Source organism: Ignavibacteriota bacterium (assembly GCA_016707525.1).
GTDB lineage: Bacteria > Bacteroidota > Ignavibacteria > UBA10030 > UBA6906 > JAGDMK01.
This window is the reverse complement of record JADJHP010000011.1, coordinates 62404-78945: the sequence shown is the minus strand read 5'-3', so window position 1 is coordinate 78945 and position 16542 is coordinate 62404. Positions and strand designations below refer to the sequence as shown.

Sequence of the window (16542 nt, the reverse complement as noted above, 5' to 3'; positions counted from 1 at the left end):
TGAGCGGAACCGCAATGAGGGAAACATGGGGACGAAACAGATCCTGATGTTCCTGCTGGTGCTGATGACGGGGGTCGGTGTGTGTGCAAAGAGCCAGACTTCGGACGAACTGGTCGTCCGGAGCGTCGCGGATCAGGTCCTCGCACAGGGCGATCTGAGTTTCACTGACGCGAAGACCGGAACGGTCTACCGTTCTACGGCATCGGTCCCGGACGACGCCACCGTTGCTCTCTCGAGCCCGTTCGGGGAATGGCACTACACCAATGGCGTCCTGAATTTGGCGTTCATGCACCTCTCGGAGTTCACCGGCGAGAAGAGGTATGCCGCGTATGCGGCCGCCCATGTTGCCTACGGGATGGACAACTACCGGTGGTTCCAGAAGCGATATCAAGGAGCACCCGGTCCGCACTATCTCCTCCCCTTCGGACAGCTCTGGACGATGCGCGAACTGGATGATTGCGGCGCCATGGGCGCAAGCATGATCGAGGTGTACGCATCCGTCAGGCGCGAAGACTACAAAGAGTACATCGAAAAGACCGCGCGTCACATCACGGAGAAGCAGGTGCGGCTTGCGGACGGGACGCTGGCACGGCCCTACCCTCACGGGACGAGCATCTGGGCGGATGACCTCTACATGAGTGTCCCATTCCTCGCGCGCATGGGGAGCTACTCCGGCGATCGCCGGTACTGGGATGATGCGATCCGGCAGGTGAAGGCATTCACCCGCTATCTGTGGGATCCCGGGACGGGGACATACTTCCACTGCTACTATGCCAACCTGCAACGGACCGGCGTGGCGCATTGGGGGCGGTGCAACGGTTGGGTGATGATGGCAAAGGTGCACCTGTTGGATGCTCTGCCCGGGGACCACCCCGAGCGGGGATCGCTCATCAAGGACCTGGAGATGCAGATCGCCGCTGTCGCGCAGTATCAGAACGGGGACGGCCTCTGGCACCAGCTCCTCGACAAGAACGACTCGTATGTCGAGAGTTCCTGTTCGGCGATGTTCACGTATTGCATAGCGCGCGCCGTGAATAAGGGGTGGATCCATGCACGCTACGGGTCCATCGCCGGGCAGGGCTGGGAAGGACTCAAGAAGCACAAGATACGGCCGGATGGCCAGGTGGTGGACATCTGTGCGGGCACCGGCGTTGAGGACAACCTGGCGTACTACTACAACCGTCCGGCGCCATTGAACGACAAGCACGGGCTCGGTGCGGTGATCGAAGCGGGGATCGAGGTGATGCGGCTGCGGGCGTCGGCGAAGAAATGAAGAGGGAAGAGCTGAAGGCGAACGGCCACAGGAAAAGGAAGCACGGGGTGCACGCATGAAGGACAGAGGTTGGATACGGCTGGTGCTGGGAACGCTGCTGGCGTTCCTGGCGTTGAACGCATTCGGTGGCGGGATCTACGGTATGCTCGGTGCCGAAGGTGTGCCGACGGCATTGCTCCGCGGGAGTCCGTTCGGTTCGTATCTCATCCCATCTCTCATCCTTTTCGTTGTGGTGGGTGGCTCCATGCTTGCAGCATCCATTCTGATCTTCCGCCGGTGGCGGCACGCGCAGTGGGCAGTCGTGGTGTCGATGGGCATCGTGTTTGTGTGGCTGGCGGTGCAGGTGATGATCATCGGGTACACATCGTGGTTGCAGCCCGCGGTAGCCATAGCAGCGATCGTGCTGTTGTTGCTGAACCGGTGGCTGCCCCCGGCGGAGCCGAATTATCCATGATCCATGGATCATGGATAATGGATAATTTTCAAGAGGAGGAGGGATGCGATGAGGGATAAGGCAGCGGCACCGTCAACGGTTGCGGAATACATCGCCCGGCAGGATACGAAGACACCGGCCGGATTGCGGAAGCTGCGGGTGGTGTTGTGAAAAATGGATGCGATTGGAACAAGAATTGGAAGACAGAAGAAGTGTAAAGTTAACTTGACACACTCCCCGCTTTATGCCGAATATACTCCGTTTCAGGGCTGATCAGACGGTTGCGATTTATAGGTGCAATCGTTATCATGTGCATGGGTTGGTTCCAACGGAGATAGACAGCTAATCCATCGAATTTCAGCGAATATCATCCCACCCACCATCCCATGTTCCGGCGGTAGCAGAATTTCGCACCCCGGCTGAAGAGCTGCCCTGTGGCGTATGATCCCCGCAGCGACAGTCTCTGAACCTCGCCGACCGGTCGTCGGTTGCGCTCCACGAAGACCCCGTTCCGCATTCTGCTCGAAGGGCCACGTGTGACCATGCTTCCCGCTCTCCGCACACCGGAGGCGGAGCGATACGGCAGGAAGAGATGAAGAGAAGCCCCGGCAACCAGGAGTCCAGCCCCCATTCCCCCCAGCGCAGGGTTCTCGCCACCATCCTTGATGCGATGCTGGACGGCTACTTCCGCATCGACCTCACCGGACGATTCCTGCAGGTCAACGAAGCGTATTCCCAAATGATCGGCTACGGTGCCGAAGAACTTCTCGGGATGTCGCTCGCGGAGGTCGAGGCGAAGGAGACGCCGGACGAGATTCAACGCCATATCGCCCGCGTGGCGGCCGCCGGGAAAGAGCGCTTCACCACCCTGCAGCGGCACAAGAACGGGAGTGTCCTCTGTCTGCAGATCAGCGCACTCCTCAGCGACGACGGCACACACCTCCATTCGTTTGTCCGTGACGACACCGCCCGCACCGCCGCTGAACGCGCCCTGCAGGCCTCCGAGGCGAAGTTCGCGACCGCGTTTCGCCTCGCACCCGATATCTTTGTGATCTCCCAGATGCACGATGGAAGATTCGTGGATGTGAACGCTGCGTATGAGAGGGCGACCGGCTATTCACGGGCGGAGAGCATCGGCAAGACCTCGTTCGACCTCGACATCTGGGTGCAGCCAGGGCAACGCGCAGACGTTCTCGCGGAGATGGCGCGATCGGGGAGGGTCAGAGAGATGCCGTTCACCTTCCGGAGACGGAATGGGGTCATAGGTGAAGCAAGGATGTCGGCGGAGCCGGTCGAGATCGATGGCACCGATTGTCTCCTGAGTATCGTGACAGATGTGACGGAAAAGGAAGAGATGCAGCGGGCACTCCAGTTCCACTCGCATGTCCTGGACACGATCGGTCAGGCGGTGATCGTTTCGGACATCGATGGCGTGATCACATACTGGAACAAGGCTGCGACCGCTCTCTTCGGGCTGAAGAGCGAAGAGGTGATCGGGAAGACAGGCGCCGATCTCTACAACCCGGGAATCGACGAGCCACATGCACAGGCGATCGTTCGGGAAACGCTGCGTCAGGGCTACTGGAAGGGAGAACTGGCCCTGAGGCTGTTGGACGGTTCTCCCATGATCCTCTCCATGGCGCTCGCAGCCCTGTCGCCTGGCTGGAAGAACGACACGTCCATCGTAGGTATTGCGACAGATATAACGGAAGAGCGCCGCAATCAAGAGGTCCTGCGGGAGAGTGAAAAGTGGTACCGTGAATTGTTTGAACGGTCGTTCGATCCCATCTGTGTTGCCTCCATGGCCGGGATCATCCTCGATGTGAATCCGGGGGCATGTCAGATCCTGGGTCTTCCCCGCGAGGAGGTGATCGGGACAGACGTGAGGACCATTCTCGGCATGCAGTGGGAAGGTTTTCTGAATGTCGTGGATGAGAATCTCAAGAACGGCGAGGGCATCTTCGACTGGACATTCCCGTCAGCGTCAGGACCGAACCAAACCTCTGAGATCAGCGTGAGGAACTTCCGGCTCCGGGACGAGGATGCGGTCCTCGCCGTCGGACGCAATATCTCCCGTCGCCGGGAGGCCGAGCAACGGCTCAAGAATACGGTCGCCGAAAAAGAGGTCCTGCTCCAGGAAACACATCACCGCGTCAAGAACAACCTCCAGATCATCGCCAGCCTGCTCAATCTGAGGAAGAGCGGGATCAAGGACCCCGTTGCACTTTCGATGATCGATCAGAGCCGCCACCGGATCGAGCTGATGGCGTCCGTCTATGAACGGGTGTATCAATCCAAGAACCTGGCCCATATCGACTTCGCCGATTTCCTGCGTCGTTCTGTGCACGATCTTGTAGAATCGATGCGCCAGGAGCATGTGCAGATCGACGTTCGTTTTGCGCTGGACGAGTTCAGGCTGAACCTGCAGCCGGCGATCTACCTTGGCATCGTGATCCACGAACTCGTAAGCAACGCCATGAAGCATGCGTTCCGCGGCCGCGAACGTGGGACGATCAAGATCGCCCTGCATCGCGGCGTGGACGGAGGATTCGCGCTGGAGGTCGCCGATGATGGCGCCGGGATCCCATCGGATTTCGACACGGAGACGTCGGCCTCGTTGGGGCTCCGGCTGGTCAATGCGCTCATCCGGCAGCTCGGCGGGGATGCCACAGTGCAGGGTTCGAACGGGACACGCTGGACGTTGATATTCACTGCGTGCCCCACGTGATCCCTCCTTCAGCCGGTGAAGGTGAAGGAGGGGCAGACAGCGTGAACGTGTAATGCAGCCAGGACAGAAGGGAGTGTCATGGTTCAGACTGACACCAAAGGACGTATCGTTATCGTTGAGGACGAAGCCGTGATCGCCATGGATCTTGAGGAGCGGCTCCGGTCGAATGGATATGAGGTTCTAAACCTGTGCCCGACGGGGGAAGATGCGTTACGCGTCCTCTCCCATTCGCAGGCCGACCTGGTTCTCATGGACGTGCACCTCCCCGGGCACATCGACGGGATCGAGACAAGCCGACAGGCCAATTCCCTCTGGCGTATCCCCACCGTGTACCTGACCGCCTACTCGGACCATGAGCTGGTCTCGCGTGCGGCGCGTACGAACCCGCTGGGCTATCTGGTGAAACCGGTGCGCGACAGGGAACTGTTCGCCGCCGTGGAGGTGGCATTGCACCGGAGCCGGATGAACCGCCGTCTGCAGGAGAGCGATCAATGGCTTGCGGAGACCTTCCAACCCGACGTGCTTGCGTGCCTCGTCTTTGATACGGAAGGGCGTGTGCTGTACGCCGACGAACGCAGCGAGCAGTACCTGCGGTTCAGCCGGGGTGAACTGCTTGGCATGCCGATCGGCGAACTCATCACGATCCGCGGTGCGCGTGCCGACATTCCCCTTCCCATGTGCATCGCCGATGCCACTGCCGATGATACACGGAATCAGTACGGCACCGGTGATGTGCGCCGTTCCGACGGAAGCACCATAGCCGTCACGTATGCGCTGACACCGTTGATGGATTCAAGCGGGCGGCCGCTCGGGTTGGTGCTGACACTCCGGGCCGCGGAGAGCGGAAGCGCGTCCCTTCCCGGGTACGGTACCGGCGCATCACCGGTCATCCACGCGCCTGCCCGGCTCACGCGGATCGTCGTACTCAGCCGCGACCCGTTCTTCCGGCGCGGACTCCTCGATGTGGTGCATGCCTCAACGCTGGTCCGGATCGTGGCCGAGGTTCAGCACCCCGAGGACCTGGGCAGGCCGGAACTCGCGGACGCTGCCGACGTGGCGCTGATCGATGCGCGTCAGTTCGACGAGGCCCCGCCTGCCGTGTGGGCCTCTCTCGAACGGATCGCCGGGAACATCCCGTTGCTCTTCATGACCGCACAGTCCGATGGCAATGCCGTCAGGCAAGCCGTCGAACGCGGGCACTCGTGCCTGGTGGTCACGACCGACCATGTGGGTCCGCTCATCCGCGCCTGCTCCGAGGTTGCTGCGGGCAGGGTCTTCCTGAGTCCGGGGTTCCTCCCCCTGACGCGAAAGGGTGGAACCCCCGCCCCGCCGAAGGACCTCAGCGGCCGCCTGTCGCATCGCGAGCTGTCGGTGTTCCGCGGCATACAGTCAGGGAAGCCGCTCAAGGCCATCGCGGCGGAAATGAATCTGAGTACGAAGACCGTGAGCACGTACCGGCGCCGTGTCCTCACAAAACTGGGTCTGCGGTCGAACGCCGATCTGGTCCTGTACCCGTCGACGAAGAAACCGTCCTGACACGGCGGATGCCGTTCACTCCGCAGGGAGGCTGACGAGGACCGTCGTCCCCCTGCCCTCGGTGCTCTCCATACGAAGAGAGCCACGCATCAGTTCCACGAGCCGTGTGGCGATCGTGAGACCGAGCCCTATGCCTTCGTAGAGCCGCGTGTACCCTTCGCTTGCCTGCCGGAAGGAGTCCTGCACGACGCCGATCCGTGACGCGGGGATGCCGATGCCTTCATCCGCGATCACGATCTCCACGCGCCGTTCCTTCTCCTGGCCACATGCCGTTCGTCGTATCTCCGTCCGTATACAACCCCGCGATGAGAACTTCACGGCATTGTCCATCAGATGCCCGAGCGCCTCGGTGAGGATCTCAGGATCGACAGGCACGATGCACGGCGCATTCGAGCGGTCCGCTCTGATCGCTATCCCTTTCAACAGTGCGCGGCGAGCGTACTCCTCCATGACCTTCGCAAGGACCGCGGTGACGTTACACGGGCGAATCCCGGGATGGAGCCGTGCGCTCTCGATCTCGGCGAGGCGCAGGATACACAAGAGAGTTTGTGAAAGGCGCTTTGCCGAGCTGAGCGCCGCTTCCACGAGGGCGCGGTGTTCGTCTCCCTGGATCTCCTCCTTCAGCCCCTCCAGCGAACCGAGAATGCCGTTCAGCGGTGTCCGGAACTCGTGGCTAAGACAGGTGAGCACGGCTTCGTTGGAACGTTCATGTGCCGCCGCATGGCTGCCGCGTGAGAGGAGCAGCGGTCCGGGTCCGGGGCCCCGGGCATCGGGCCCGGACCAACGGTCCGCATCATCCCGTGCATTCATGCTTCCTGCCTGTGCACGGATCGGCGGTACCGCTGAGAACTGGCGGCGGAACTCGAAGACGTCGAGTGCACCCTCGGCGATCTGCCGGAGCTCGGTCCGGTCGTGGATGATCCGGGCCGCGCTTACCAATCCGGACTCGATCATGTCCCACGCGTCGTCGTATACCGAACGTTGCCAATCGATCATATACCCACTCCTCAGGCCGTTCGCTGAAACCATCTTCCCCACATACCCACCGGCCCCGGCACGATACCCTTGTGCCGGGACCCGCGCGGGTCCTTGCCGCTACTGTGCCTCCTGACCGATGAGTTTGCCGTTCGGCCGTACGGCGGTCGTCGACTTTGATGGCCTGGTGACGGAATGTGCGGCAGCGGGTTGTGCATGACCGCCGCCTGCTGTCCGCTCGAGAATGAACGTGCCCACGATCGTCTGCATATTCTCGGTGAGACGGTTCAGGTCCTCCGCAGCGCGGGCGATCTGCTGTGTGCCGGTCGCTGATTGCGCGGTCACCGAACTGATCGCTTCCACGTTCTTGGAGATCTGTTCGCTGGCGCTCGACTGCTCTTCGCTGGCCGCAGCGATGCGTGTGACCATGTCCGTCAGGGTCTGGATCATCTCCACGATCTGGCGGAGGGAAGTTCCGGCACGATCGGCAAGCTGGATCCCATTGTCCACTTCCCGCGTCCCTTCCTCCATCGAGCGGACAGCGCCATCCGTATCGCCCTGGATCGTCTTGATCATTCCTGCGATCTCCTTCGTCGCCTTGGTCGTACGTTCTGCCAGCTTGCGGACCTCATCCGCGACGACGGCGAAGCCGCGCCCCTGTTCGCCGGCGCGCGCCGCTTCGATCGCCGCGTTGAGTGCCAGCAGGTTGGTCTGGTCGGCGATGTCATCGATCACGCCGATGATCTCGCCGATCTGGTCGCTCGACTTGCCGAGCAGCTTCACCGTTTCAGCCGACTTCGACACCACTTCGGCGATCCGCTTCATGCCGACCACCGTCTCTTCGACCACATGGCCACCCTGCTCCGCGGCTTCACGCGCCTTGCGTGCATTCTCCGCTGTGAGGCCGGCATTGCGCGAATTCTCCACGATCGTCTTCGTCATCTCTTCCACGGCCGAGGCCACCTCACCTGCCTGGGAGGTCTGTTCCTGCGCCCCCGCAGCCATCTCCTCTGTGCTGCTGCTGATCTCGTTGCTTGCGCTTGCCACCGCGGCCGATGCATCCGTCACCTTGCCGAGAGTCTGCCTGAGGTTGGCCACCATGCGGATGAATGAAGCGATCAGCTGGCCGATCTCATCTTTCGTGGGATCGTCGAACTCAACGGTGAGGTCGCCCTCAGCCACGCGTTCAGCCTTCTCGCCGAGGATCTGCAGGGGGCGGCTGATCGCCCGGGCAAGGAGAAATCCCAGTACCACCGAGACCAGGACACCCACGCCCAGGACGACCAGCATCGTGACCCTGGCGGTATTCCCTTCGGCTTCGGCCGTCTGCGCGCCTGCTTCCGCCAGCGAGGATTCGAGGGCCACCAGTTTGAGGATGCACTTCATGTACGTATCGGCCGGCCCCTGCATCGGTCCATTCAGGAGTGCGAGCGCTTCCTTATCGCGCATCGCGAGAGCGAGCTGGATCAGTCTCTCGAGGTGGACGACGTAACCCTTCCGGGCCTCTTTGTATTCCTCGAACGAGGTACGCAAAGCCGGATCGGTGATCGCGCTGTCAAAGCTGGCAGCCAGACGGCCGATCTGATCGCGGTAGGTCTGGATGCGCGAAGCCTTGTCCTGCCGCTCCGCGAGGGTGGTTGTCATCAGGATGTCGCGGGTGTTCACGCGGATCCGCTGGAAGGCCGTGGAGATCTCCCCGACGTCGCGCAGGGGGATCGTTTGTTGCGCATACATCGACCGTGTGCGGTCGGTCAGTTCGCTGATCGACGTATAGCCGACAACGCCGATCACGGAGGCGACCGCGGCGACGATACCGAAGCCCGCGAGGAGCTTCGTTCTGAGTGTGAGATCGTTGAACCAACGCATGGTGCTTCTCCTGTTGTATGTGATGAGTACAAAGATCGTCAGGCAGGTTCCCGCGGCACCCAGGAACACTGCGGTGCTGTGCGTGGAAGCAGGAACCTGTGGCGGAATGATGATGCGGTCACGTGCTGGCACCCGGGTGGGCGTGGTGGCTGTGGTTGATGCTTCGTGTGCGGGCAGACCGACGGCAGCGGCGAGACCTCTGGACGAGACTTCCGGCGATGCATGTACTGGTAGCTGTCCCGATTCCTGTTGCTGCTGAACGGTCCGGGAATTCTGCCCGAGAAGGGCACGCAGGCGGTCGGCTGCAGAAGAATCCTCGGACGGGGCTGCCGGGCAGTTGCCTGCGGCGAGTGTGAGGGCGAGGAGCAGCCAACGTAGTCTCGAAACCGTGATCAGGCGCATTCGCCGGGTCCCTCCGGGCTGCCATCACGCGCGCGCCACATCCGGTCGAGCAGTTCGAGTACGGGCGGGCGCACGATCTCCAGCTTCTCCAGATATTGTCCGAGGCCGCAGATCGTAACCGCTACCGCTTGCCGGAAATCGGAGAGGCGCACGCCGGGGCCGGTGCAGAAGGATGCACAACCAGACAGGAGTCCGGAGGCGTGCCCGAAGAACCGGGCGGCCATATTCAGGAACTCCACGTCATCCGTGCCGAGTCGGACATGGGTGAGGGCATCCATCTCATCGAGGGAATGGGATTGCTCGGCATTCCATTCGCGGTATGCGGCGAGGAAGGCATTGATCTCGTCCCGGAGGTCACCAAGTTCCTCTGCGATGCCGTCCATTGCCTCGCGGACGTCCGGGAGTGAGGCGGGGTCGGTGGTATCGCGCATCGTGCTGATCGCGCGCGTCAGATGCGTCAAGAACTCCGGGTCAGTCACGCGGTCCAGTCCGGCGAGGACCCGTTTCAACATGCGAGTCGCATTACTGCAGGGAGAGCATTCGATCATCGTCACACCTCCGGTCACATAGTTCGATCCAGACATTCGCGATCCATTCGCGTACATCTAACGTACGGCATGACGTATACCTGTATGTGTAGGGTGAACGGACGGTGTCTTGTACGAATTGTCCTACACATGATGCGACCGGACGATCCGCAGATCCAGGCCGCAACAGGGTGGTTGCGTGTGCAAAGAGCAGATCGGGGCACCGTCGATGGCCGAAGCGGGGGGCTGATGAGAAGAGGGATCGGGCGGAGTTGCGCTCCACAGGGCCGGAAAGGAGACAGGGCGCAGCCAGATGTACAATTCTGTACACCACGGATGGGCTTGCTTCTTCGTGGGCTGGAGAGTACTTTGGACAATACCGACCGGACCCAACAGTTCCCCGTGGATGGACTGCAGGCGATCGTCGTGTTGTTCCTCAACCGGGAGAATTATCCATGATCCATGGATCATGGATAATGGATAATTTTCAAGAGAAGGAGGGATGCGATGAAGGGAAAGGCAGAGGCACCGGCGACCGCCGCGGAATACATCGCACGGCAGGATAAGAAAACCCAGGCCGTCCTCCGCAAGCTGCGGTCGGTGATCCTGAAGAACGCCCCAGGGGCGGAAGAGCGGATCAGCTATCAGATGCCGGCGTATTTCCTGAACGGTGTGCTCGTGTACTTCGCGGCATGGGAGAAGCACATCGGACTGTATCCCGGCGCGCAGGCGATCGTGGAGTTCGAGAGCGAACTCACGAAGTACGTGCATGCGAAGGGTTCCATCCAGTTCCCGCTGGAGAAGCCGCTACCGTTCGGGCTGGTGTCGCGGATCGTGAAGTACAGGGTCACCCGGAAGGGCGTGCAGAAGAGCAAGGGCACGGGCATCCGGAAGAACAAAGACAAGAGCACCAGGACAAAGACAGTCCGGACAGCCAGGAAGAGCACCGGCAGGAACGCAACGAAGCGCACGGCACGGGGGAAACGATAAAGGAGTTGCAGGATGACCGCGCAGGTCCGTAGCACGATCCTTCTCGTGGAGGACAATGCGTTCCTTGCCATGTCCGGAAAGGAGACGCTTGCGAAGGCGGGGTACAATGTGCTCACCGCGCGCGACGGCAAGCGTGCGGTGGAGCTGGCGGAGTCGGGGGCGGCCATCGACCTCATCCTCATGGATGTGGACCTGGGCGACGGCATGGACGGCACCGAAGCGGCCGGGCGTATCATCCAGCAGCGCGACATCCCCATCCTCTTCCTCTCCTCGCACACTGAAAAAGAGATCATCGAGAAGACCGAGCGCGTCACCTCGTATGGCTATGTAGTGAAGGACAGTTCCGAGGTGGTCCTCCTTGCCTCCATCAAGATGGCATTCAAGCTGCATGCGGAGAAGCTGCGGGTGCAGGCGCGGCAGCAGGAGATCGAGGAGATCAACCGGGAGCTGGAGGAGAGCATCGCCGAACGCCGTCGTGCGGAGGAGATGCTCGTGCGGCAATCCGATTTCCGGGAGCGCGTGTTCAACTCCATCGATGCGCGGCTGGCGGTGGTCGGGCCCGAGGGCATCATCAGCGAGGTCAACGATTCCTGGCGGCGATTCGCAGTGGAGAACGGTGGCGGGGACGAGAGCACATGGGGGAAGGGAGCGAACTACTTCCGCCAGTGCAGGCCTGAGTCGGGCGACACCACGAAGGCGGAAGAGGCGTTCGAGGGGCTCCGGCGCGTGCAGCGCGGTGAGCAGCCGTTCTTCACGATGGAATATCCGTGTCACCCTCCCGGAGCGAAGCGGTGGTACGTTATGCGCGTCATGCCGCTCAAGGGGCGGCCAGGCACCGTGCTCGTCGCGCACATGGACATCACTGCCACATGGGAAGTGCGTGCGGCGCTGCAGGCCAGCGAGCATTTCCTCTCCCTCTCGCAATCCATTGCGCATGTCGGGAGCTGGGAACTGGACCTGGTCGTCGGGAAGATCCGGTGGTCGGAGGAGGTCTTCCGCATCTTCGGGCTCGAGCCGCAGGAGATCGCGCCCACCTATCGGGAATTCCTGAAGCTCGTTCATCCCGACGACCGTGCGGACGTGGATGCCGAGTACACGGCATCGCTGCAGCCGGGGTACGAAGGATATGAGATCGATCACCGGCTTCTGCATGCGCGGACGGGCGAAGTGCGGCATGTCCGGGAGAAATGCCGCCATACCCGCGATGAAACGGGGAAGGTGATCCGCTCCACCGGCGTCATCGAGGACATCACCGACCATGTCGAGGCGAGCGCCTCGCTGGAGCGCGCCGGCGCCGCATTGCGCGCGAGCGAGGCGTTGTTCCGGAACGTGTTCCAGCACCACACTGCGGTCAAGTTGTTGCTCGACCCGGCCACGGGGAGCATCCTGGACGCCAACGAAGCCGCCGTGGCATTTTACGGTTGGACGCGCGAGCAGCTCCTGCAGATGCGGGTCTTGGACATCAACACCCTGCCGCCGGAGGAAGTACAGAGCGAACTCGCCAAGGTGCAGAACCTGGGGCGGTCCACCTTCGAATTCCGGCACCGTCGGGCGGACGGCTCCATCCGGGATGTGGCGGTGTATGCCAGCACCATCCAGAGCAGCGAGCGGAGCGTGATCCACTCCATCATCACGGACATCACCGACCGGAAGCGGGCCGAGCGGGAGAAGGAAGCGGCGCTCGCAGCTGTGCAGCGGCAGCTGGCGGAGAAGGACCTGTTGTTGCGCGAGACCCATCACCGCATCAAGAACAACATCGCCTCCATCCAGAGCCTGCTTGCCATGCAGGCGCGGGCGGCGAGCAATCCCGAAGCGGTCGGGGCGTTGCAGGACGCCGCGTCGCGGGTGTCGGGCATGCGGGTGTTGTACGAGCGGATGCTCATGGCCGATCAGTATCAGGAGGCCGACCTCGACACCTATCTCGGCGGGCTGGTGGACTCCGTGGTGGGGTTGCTGGCCGGCGAGACGCGCGTTGCGGTGGAGAAGAGCATCGGGGGTATTGTGCTCGGCTCCAGGGTGCTCTTCCCGCTCGGCCTCATCGTCAATGAGATCGTCACCAACATGATCAAGCACGCGTTCGCCGGGAGAGAATGCGGCACCGTGCGGATCAGTGCGGAGCAGGAGGGGGCTGTGGTCACCCTTGTGCTCGGGGATGACGGCAAAGGATTGCCGGAGGGGTTCGCGATCGGAGACTCGGAGGGGTTCGGGCTCACGCTCGTGCGGATGTTGTGTGTGCAGCTCGAGGCCGAGCTTGCGGTGGACAGCAGTGCGGCCGGGACCCGCTGGACCATCGTGTTTGAAACCGCGTAGCGGGTGAAGCGCATCCTTCGGAGGGGTCCGTGCGCAACCTGCAGATCGGGATCTTCGTAACCGGAAGTATCGCATTCCTGCTGTGTGCGGTGTTCATGGGCGGGTGGGCGTGCGACACGTTGGGCGTACGGGTGCAGCGGCCATGCTGGCCGTGTTGGCGATGCGGGCCCTCTGGCCCGCGGAGAGGGTGGACATCACTGAGAAAGGGAAGACTGCATGATCATCGTGCCGCTCACTGTTGATGATGCCGTGTTGAGGAAGACGTTCCTGAGCACCACGATGCACCAGTGCCTGGCGGGGCTGAAGGCCGATGCGCAGCCGGCGTGGGGGCGGATGAGTGCGCAGCAGATGATCGAGCATCTGTTGTGGTCCGTGCGCGGATCCACCGGCTCACATGTCTTTGCCGTAGTCACGCCCGAACACCTGCTCGAGCGGGCGAAGCGGTTCCTGTACCACGACCGCCAGACCCCGCATGATTTCATGAACCCTTTGTTGGCGCAGGGGTTGCCGCCGCTGGAGCATCCCGACTTGGCGGCTGCCGTTGGGGCATTGCGGGCGGAGGTTAAACGGTTCCTGGAGTTGGCCGAAAGCGAGCCCGACGCCGTACGGGCGCACCCCATCTTCGGGCCGTTGAAGATGGAAGAGTGGGAGAGGGCGAGTTTCAAGCACGTGCATCATCATCTGGTGCAGTTCGGGGTCATTGGCGTGCAGGCGTGAAGGAAGTACGAAGCAGGCAACAAGAAAGCCCGGAGCGCGGCCATACCGGCTGTGCTCCGGGCATCTTTGTTCATCGTGTCCGGAATCGTCACATCAACCGTTGTACCGTAGCCACCACCGTCGACCGGACGCCGTTCCGCTCGATCATGAGCACACGGCGTTCGCCAGGTGTGCCGCGCAGTTTGTCCGCCACCGTGCCCATTGTTGCGCCCGTCACCGCGAAGCCATCGATCTCCATCAGCCTGTCACCCGCCTCAATGCCATCGGCGATCGAAGTGCCGTTGTGTTGTGCCACGCCGAGGATGTCCCATCCGCCGTCGGGTGACGGCTGGAGCGTGAGTCCGGCGATGTCCATGTCGGGCAGAGACGTGGTTGCACCCCGTTCGAAGGTTACCAGTCCGCGGCTGAAGGCGATGTGCACGCGATAGTTGAGGAAGGCGTTCGGGCCGAGGAAACCGACGACCGGGCGGGCGGTCTTGCGCGAGTATCGAGTTCCGAGTGACACGCCGCCGGCATAGAAGTCGGGGACGCCCACTATGCCGATCTCCGTGAACTCCAGCGCTGTGCCGGTACCGATGGATGCCGCGTCAGCCGGCGCTACGGAACACCGGATGTGGGGGATGCGTATCACCTTCCATGAAGCTTCGTCGGGCCACCATCCCCAGATATTCGCACAGCCATATGCGCCCGTCATGAGCGGGGCGCCGGGAAAGTTCTTCATCAGACGTGTGAGTACGCCGACCGACGTGAAGCTGTACGAGGCGCCGTTATCCAGTGCGAAGCTCAGCGAGTCCGGTCCGACCCGCACGTCCACCTGCGCGATGCCGGTCCGCGGATGCACTGCGATGGGGAGAGGTGTGCCGCGCAGGGGGAGGCTTCCGGGCGCGGCGATCGTGAGGGTGCGAGCCGGGTAGTCGAAGACCACATCGTAGCGGGCCAGGACGGTGGAAGGGAGGTTCGCATCGATGTGCATCGTCGAGAAGAGCCAGCGGGGCTCGTTCATCGCACGGGCGGACACACCGGAGAGGTTCAGCGTCATGCCGCCGATACGGAGTCCGGCAGGTGTGGCTACGGGGATGCTGTTGGAATCGGCTGGGATCGGGGTGCCGATGTCTGCTGCGCAGCGGGAGGCAAGAAGCAGTTCCGGATTGCCGGAATCCACCCAGAGGCGTACGGGGAGCCAGGAGCCGGAGGGGGTGAGGAATTCTGCCTGGATCAGCATCCTGTTGTGATCGAGCGTGAACGGGACCGTAACCGATGGCGAAGAGCACAGTGCCACGTGCAACGAGACGAGAGGAATGAGCAAGGCCGAGCGCAGGAAGGCGGGCATAGGGAGCTCCGGGATGGTCTGGTGGGACAAGATACGGACAGTGCGGGAGAGTTGAACGGTTATTCCTGCAGAAGGCCGTGCGGAGGGTTCGGTTAACGGTATGGTGCGATGGGTTGCAATATTCCGCGTTTGCGAGTACCTTGCGTATAGATCAGGGGAAGACCGATCGACATTCAATGAAACGGAACAGATCCATGGCAGCATCGTCTATGTTGCGCCGGCTGCGGCCGGTGTTCGTAGTGGCGTTGTGTGTGGCATTCTCCGGCATCCTCCTGGCGCAAGACCCGGCGGGGGGGCGGAAGGACAAATTCCTCGTCATCGCCTACGTGCATGGTGGGGGCCAGGACCTCGAGCAGTATCCGTTGCAGTACCTCACCCACATGAACTACTGTTTCCTGCGGCTGCACGGGAACAGGCTGGAGCTGGGTGGGGAGCGGGACTCCATCGGCATCACGAGGCTTGTCGCGTTGAAGGCCAAGCACCCCGGGCTCAAGGTGTTGCTGAGCTTTGGCGGGTGGGGCGGGAGTCCCACGGCTTCCGACGTGTTCATGACCGCTGAAGGGCGGCGGGACTTCGCCGTGAGCTGCAGGGAGTTGCTCGTGCGGTTCGGGGCGGACGGCATCGATCTTGACTGGGAGTATCCGGCGATCGAAGGGTATCCCGGGCATACGTACCGGGATGAAGACCGGCGCAACTTCACCCTGCTTGTGCAGGAGATGCGGAAAGAGTTCGGCGAGAAGTACGAGATCACGTTTGCCGCCGGCGGGTTCGGTCCGTACTTCTATAAGAGCGTGGAGTGGGACAAAGTGATGCCCGTCGTGGACTACGTGAACATCATGAGCTACGACCTGGTGAACGGCAACAGCACCGTGACCGGGCATCACACGGCGCTGTACAGCACCCCGCAGCAGGACGCCAGCGTTGCGAGCGCCATCCGGACTCTGGACTCGCTCGGCGTACCGCGGAACAAGGTCGTGATCGGCGCGGCGTTCTATGCACGCGTCTGGGAGAATGTGGACAACGTGAACCACGGGTTGTACCGTTCAGGGAAGTTCAAGACCTTTACGTCATACCGTTCGTTCGAGGATCGCATGTGGAAAGGGCATGAGTTCGTGCAGTACTGGGACAGCACCGCGTGTGCGCCGTATGCGTACGATGCGAAGAACGGGTTCTATGCCACGTACGATGACAAGCGGTCGGTGGCGATGAAGACCGCGTATGCTCTGGACAAAGGATTGAGGGGGATCATGTTCTGGGAGTTGACGGGGGATGTACCGAAAGACGGATTGCTGGAATCGATTGCTACCACCAAAGTGAAGGATGAGGAAATAGGAAAGACCAGGTAAGGGTCTTCCGTTCGTCTCCTTTGAGAATATCGTGGGCACCCTTAGCGTGGCATCGAACACAGGACGGGTCAATTTGCACTACGGAAACTCTTTGTCTTGATTGTATAGC

At 61.9% G+C, this 16542-nt stretch carries 12 protein-coding genes; 8 read left to right on the top strand and 4 right to left on the bottom strand.

Going from position 1 to position 16542, the window contains the following annotated elements; genetic code table 11:
* The first annotated feature begins 46 nt into the window (after positions 1–46).
* The 4 genes from IPI01_16880 to IPI01_16865 all read left to right on the top strand — a co-directional run bounded on the left by IPI01_16880 (position 47) and on the right by IPI01_16865 (position 5970).
* A complete protein-coding gene (locus IPI01_16880; GenBank protein MBK7259438.1) occupies positions 47–1273 on the top strand; it encodes a glycoside hydrolase family 88 protein in 1227 nt (408 codons plus the stop codon).
* A 55-nt stretch (positions 1274–1328) separates the two neighbouring features.
* Positions 1329–1727, top strand: coding sequence for a hypothetical protein (locus IPI01_16875; GenBank protein ID MBK7259437.1), 399 nt, complete (start codon positions 1329–1331; stop codon positions 1725–1727).
* Between the two features lie 571 nt (positions 1728–2298).
* Positions 2299–4434: a PAS domain S-box protein gene (locus IPI01_16870; GenBank protein ID MBK7259436.1), complete on the top strand. Its 2136-nt coding sequence runs from the start codon at positions 2299–2301 to the stop codon at positions 4432–4434.
* Between the two features lie 78 nt (positions 4435–4512).
* Positions 4513–5970: a response regulator gene (locus IPI01_16865; protein MBK7259435.1), complete on the top strand. Its 1458-nt coding sequence runs from the start codon at positions 4513–4515 to the stop codon at positions 5968–5970.
* Positions 5971–5985: 15 nt separating this feature from the next.
* Here the strand turns inward: IPI01_16865 and IPI01_16860 are convergent, their stop codons facing one another.
* From IPI01_16860 to IPI01_16850, 3 genes are all read right to left on the bottom strand, one after another.
* Positions 5986–6966: a HAMP domain-containing histidine kinase gene (locus IPI01_16860; protein ID MBK7259434.1), complete on the bottom strand. Its 981-nt coding sequence runs from the start codon at positions 6964–6966 to the stop codon at positions 5986–5988.
* A gap of 99 nt (positions 6967–7065) precedes the next feature.
* On the bottom strand, positions 7066–9213 hold the full coding sequence (locus IPI01_16855; GenBank protein ID MBK7259433.1) for a methyl-accepting chemotaxis protein: 2148 nt from the start codon (positions 9211–9213) through the stop codon (positions 7066–7068).
* Positions 9204–9725, bottom strand: a complete 522-nt coding sequence (locus IPI01_16850; GenBank protein ID MBK7259432.1) for a hypothetical protein — start codon at positions 9723–9725, stop codon at positions 9204–9206. The genes IPI01_16855 and IPI01_16850 overlap by 10 nt, the downstream gene beginning before the upstream one ends.
* 522 nt (positions 9726–10247) lie before the next feature.
* On the opposite strand from IPI01_16850, the gene IPI01_16845 reads away from it, so the two are divergent.
* The 3 genes from IPI01_16845 (at position 10248) to IPI01_16835 (ending at position 13757) form a co-directional block, all read left to right on the top strand.
* Entirely contained in the window at positions 10248–10730 is a 483-nt protein-coding gene (locus IPI01_16845; protein MBK7259431.1) for a DUF1801 domain-containing protein, read from the top strand.
* A gap of 12 nt (positions 10731–10742) precedes the next feature.
* The gene (locus IPI01_16840) at positions 10743–13040 is read left to right on the top strand and encodes a PAS domain S-box protein (protein MBK7259430.1); all 2298 of its coding nucleotides are present in this window, start codon (positions 10743–10745) and stop codon (positions 13038–13040) included.
* Between the two features lie 216 nt (positions 13041–13256).
* Entirely contained in the window at positions 13257–13757 is a 501-nt protein-coding gene (locus tag IPI01_16835; protein ID MBK7259429.1) for a DUF1569 domain-containing protein, read from the top strand.
* A gap of 88 nt (positions 13758–13845) precedes the next feature.
* On the opposite strand, the gene IPI01_16830 is transcribed toward IPI01_16835, so the two are convergent.
* A complete protein-coding gene (locus IPI01_16830; GenBank protein ID MBK7259428.1) occupies positions 13846–15087 on the bottom strand; it encodes a hypothetical protein in 1242 nt (413 codons plus the stop codon).
* Positions 15088–15296: 209 nt separating this feature from the next.
* Here IPI01_16830 and IPI01_16825 point away from each other — a divergent pair, with 209 nt between their 5' ends.
* Positions 15297–16433 (top strand): glycoside hydrolase family 18 protein, encoded by a 1137-nt coding sequence (locus IPI01_16825; GenBank protein MBK7259427.1) that lies wholly within the window; start codon positions 15297–15299, stop codon positions 16431–16433.
* Positions 16434–16542: the final 109 nt, after the last annotated feature.

What these genes read in the sequence shown, in the direction of transcription:
- IPI01_16880 (MBK7259438.1), top strand. Translation starts at nt 47, where the DNA reads ATGTTCCTGCTGGTGCTGATGACGGGGGTCGGTGTGTGTGCAAAGAGC.
- IPI01_16865 (MBK7259435.1), top strand. Translation starts at nt 4,513, where the DNA reads ATGGTTCAGACTGACACCAAAGGACGTATCGTTATCGTTGAGGACGAA.
- IPI01_16835 (MBK7259429.1), top strand. Translation starts at nt 13,257, where the DNA reads ATGATCATCGTGCCGCTCACTGTTGATGATGCCGTGTTGAGGAAGACG.
- IPI01_16845 (MBK7259431.1), top strand. Translation starts at nt 10,248, where the DNA reads ATGAAGGGAAAGGCAGAGGCACCGGCGACCGCCGCGGAATACATCGCA.
- IPI01_16875 (MBK7259437.1), top strand. Translation starts at nt 1,329, where the DNA reads ATGAAGGACAGAGGTTGGATACGGCTGGTGCTGGGAACGCTGCTGGCG.
- IPI01_16825 (MBK7259427.1), top strand. Translation starts at nt 15,297, where the DNA reads ATGTTGCGCCGGCTGCGGCCGGTGTTCGTAGTGGCGTTGTGTGTGGCA.
- IPI01_16870 (MBK7259436.1), top strand. Translation starts at nt 2,299, where the DNA reads ATGAAGAGAAGCCCCGGCAACCAGGAGTCCAGCCCCCATTCCCCCCAG.
- IPI01_16855 (MBK7259433.1), bottom strand. Translation starts at nt 9,213, where the DNA reads ATGCGCCTGATCACGGTTTCGAGACTACGTTGGCTGCTCCTCGCCCTC.
- IPI01_16850 (MBK7259432.1), bottom strand. Translation starts at nt 9,725, where the DNA reads ATGTTGAAACGGGTCCTCGCCGGACTGGACCGCGTGACTGACCCGGAG.
- IPI01_16840 (MBK7259430.1), top strand. Translation starts at nt 10,743, where the DNA reads ATGACCGCGCAGGTCCGTAGCACGATCCTTCTCGTGGAGGACAATGCG.
- IPI01_16830 (MBK7259428.1), bottom strand. Translation starts at nt 15,087, where the DNA reads ATGCCCGCCTTCCTGCGCTCGGCCTTGCTCATTCCTCTCGTCTCGTTG.
- IPI01_16860 (MBK7259434.1), bottom strand. Translation starts at nt 6,966, where the DNA reads ATGATCGATTGGCAACGTTCGGTATACGACGACGCGTGGGACATGATC.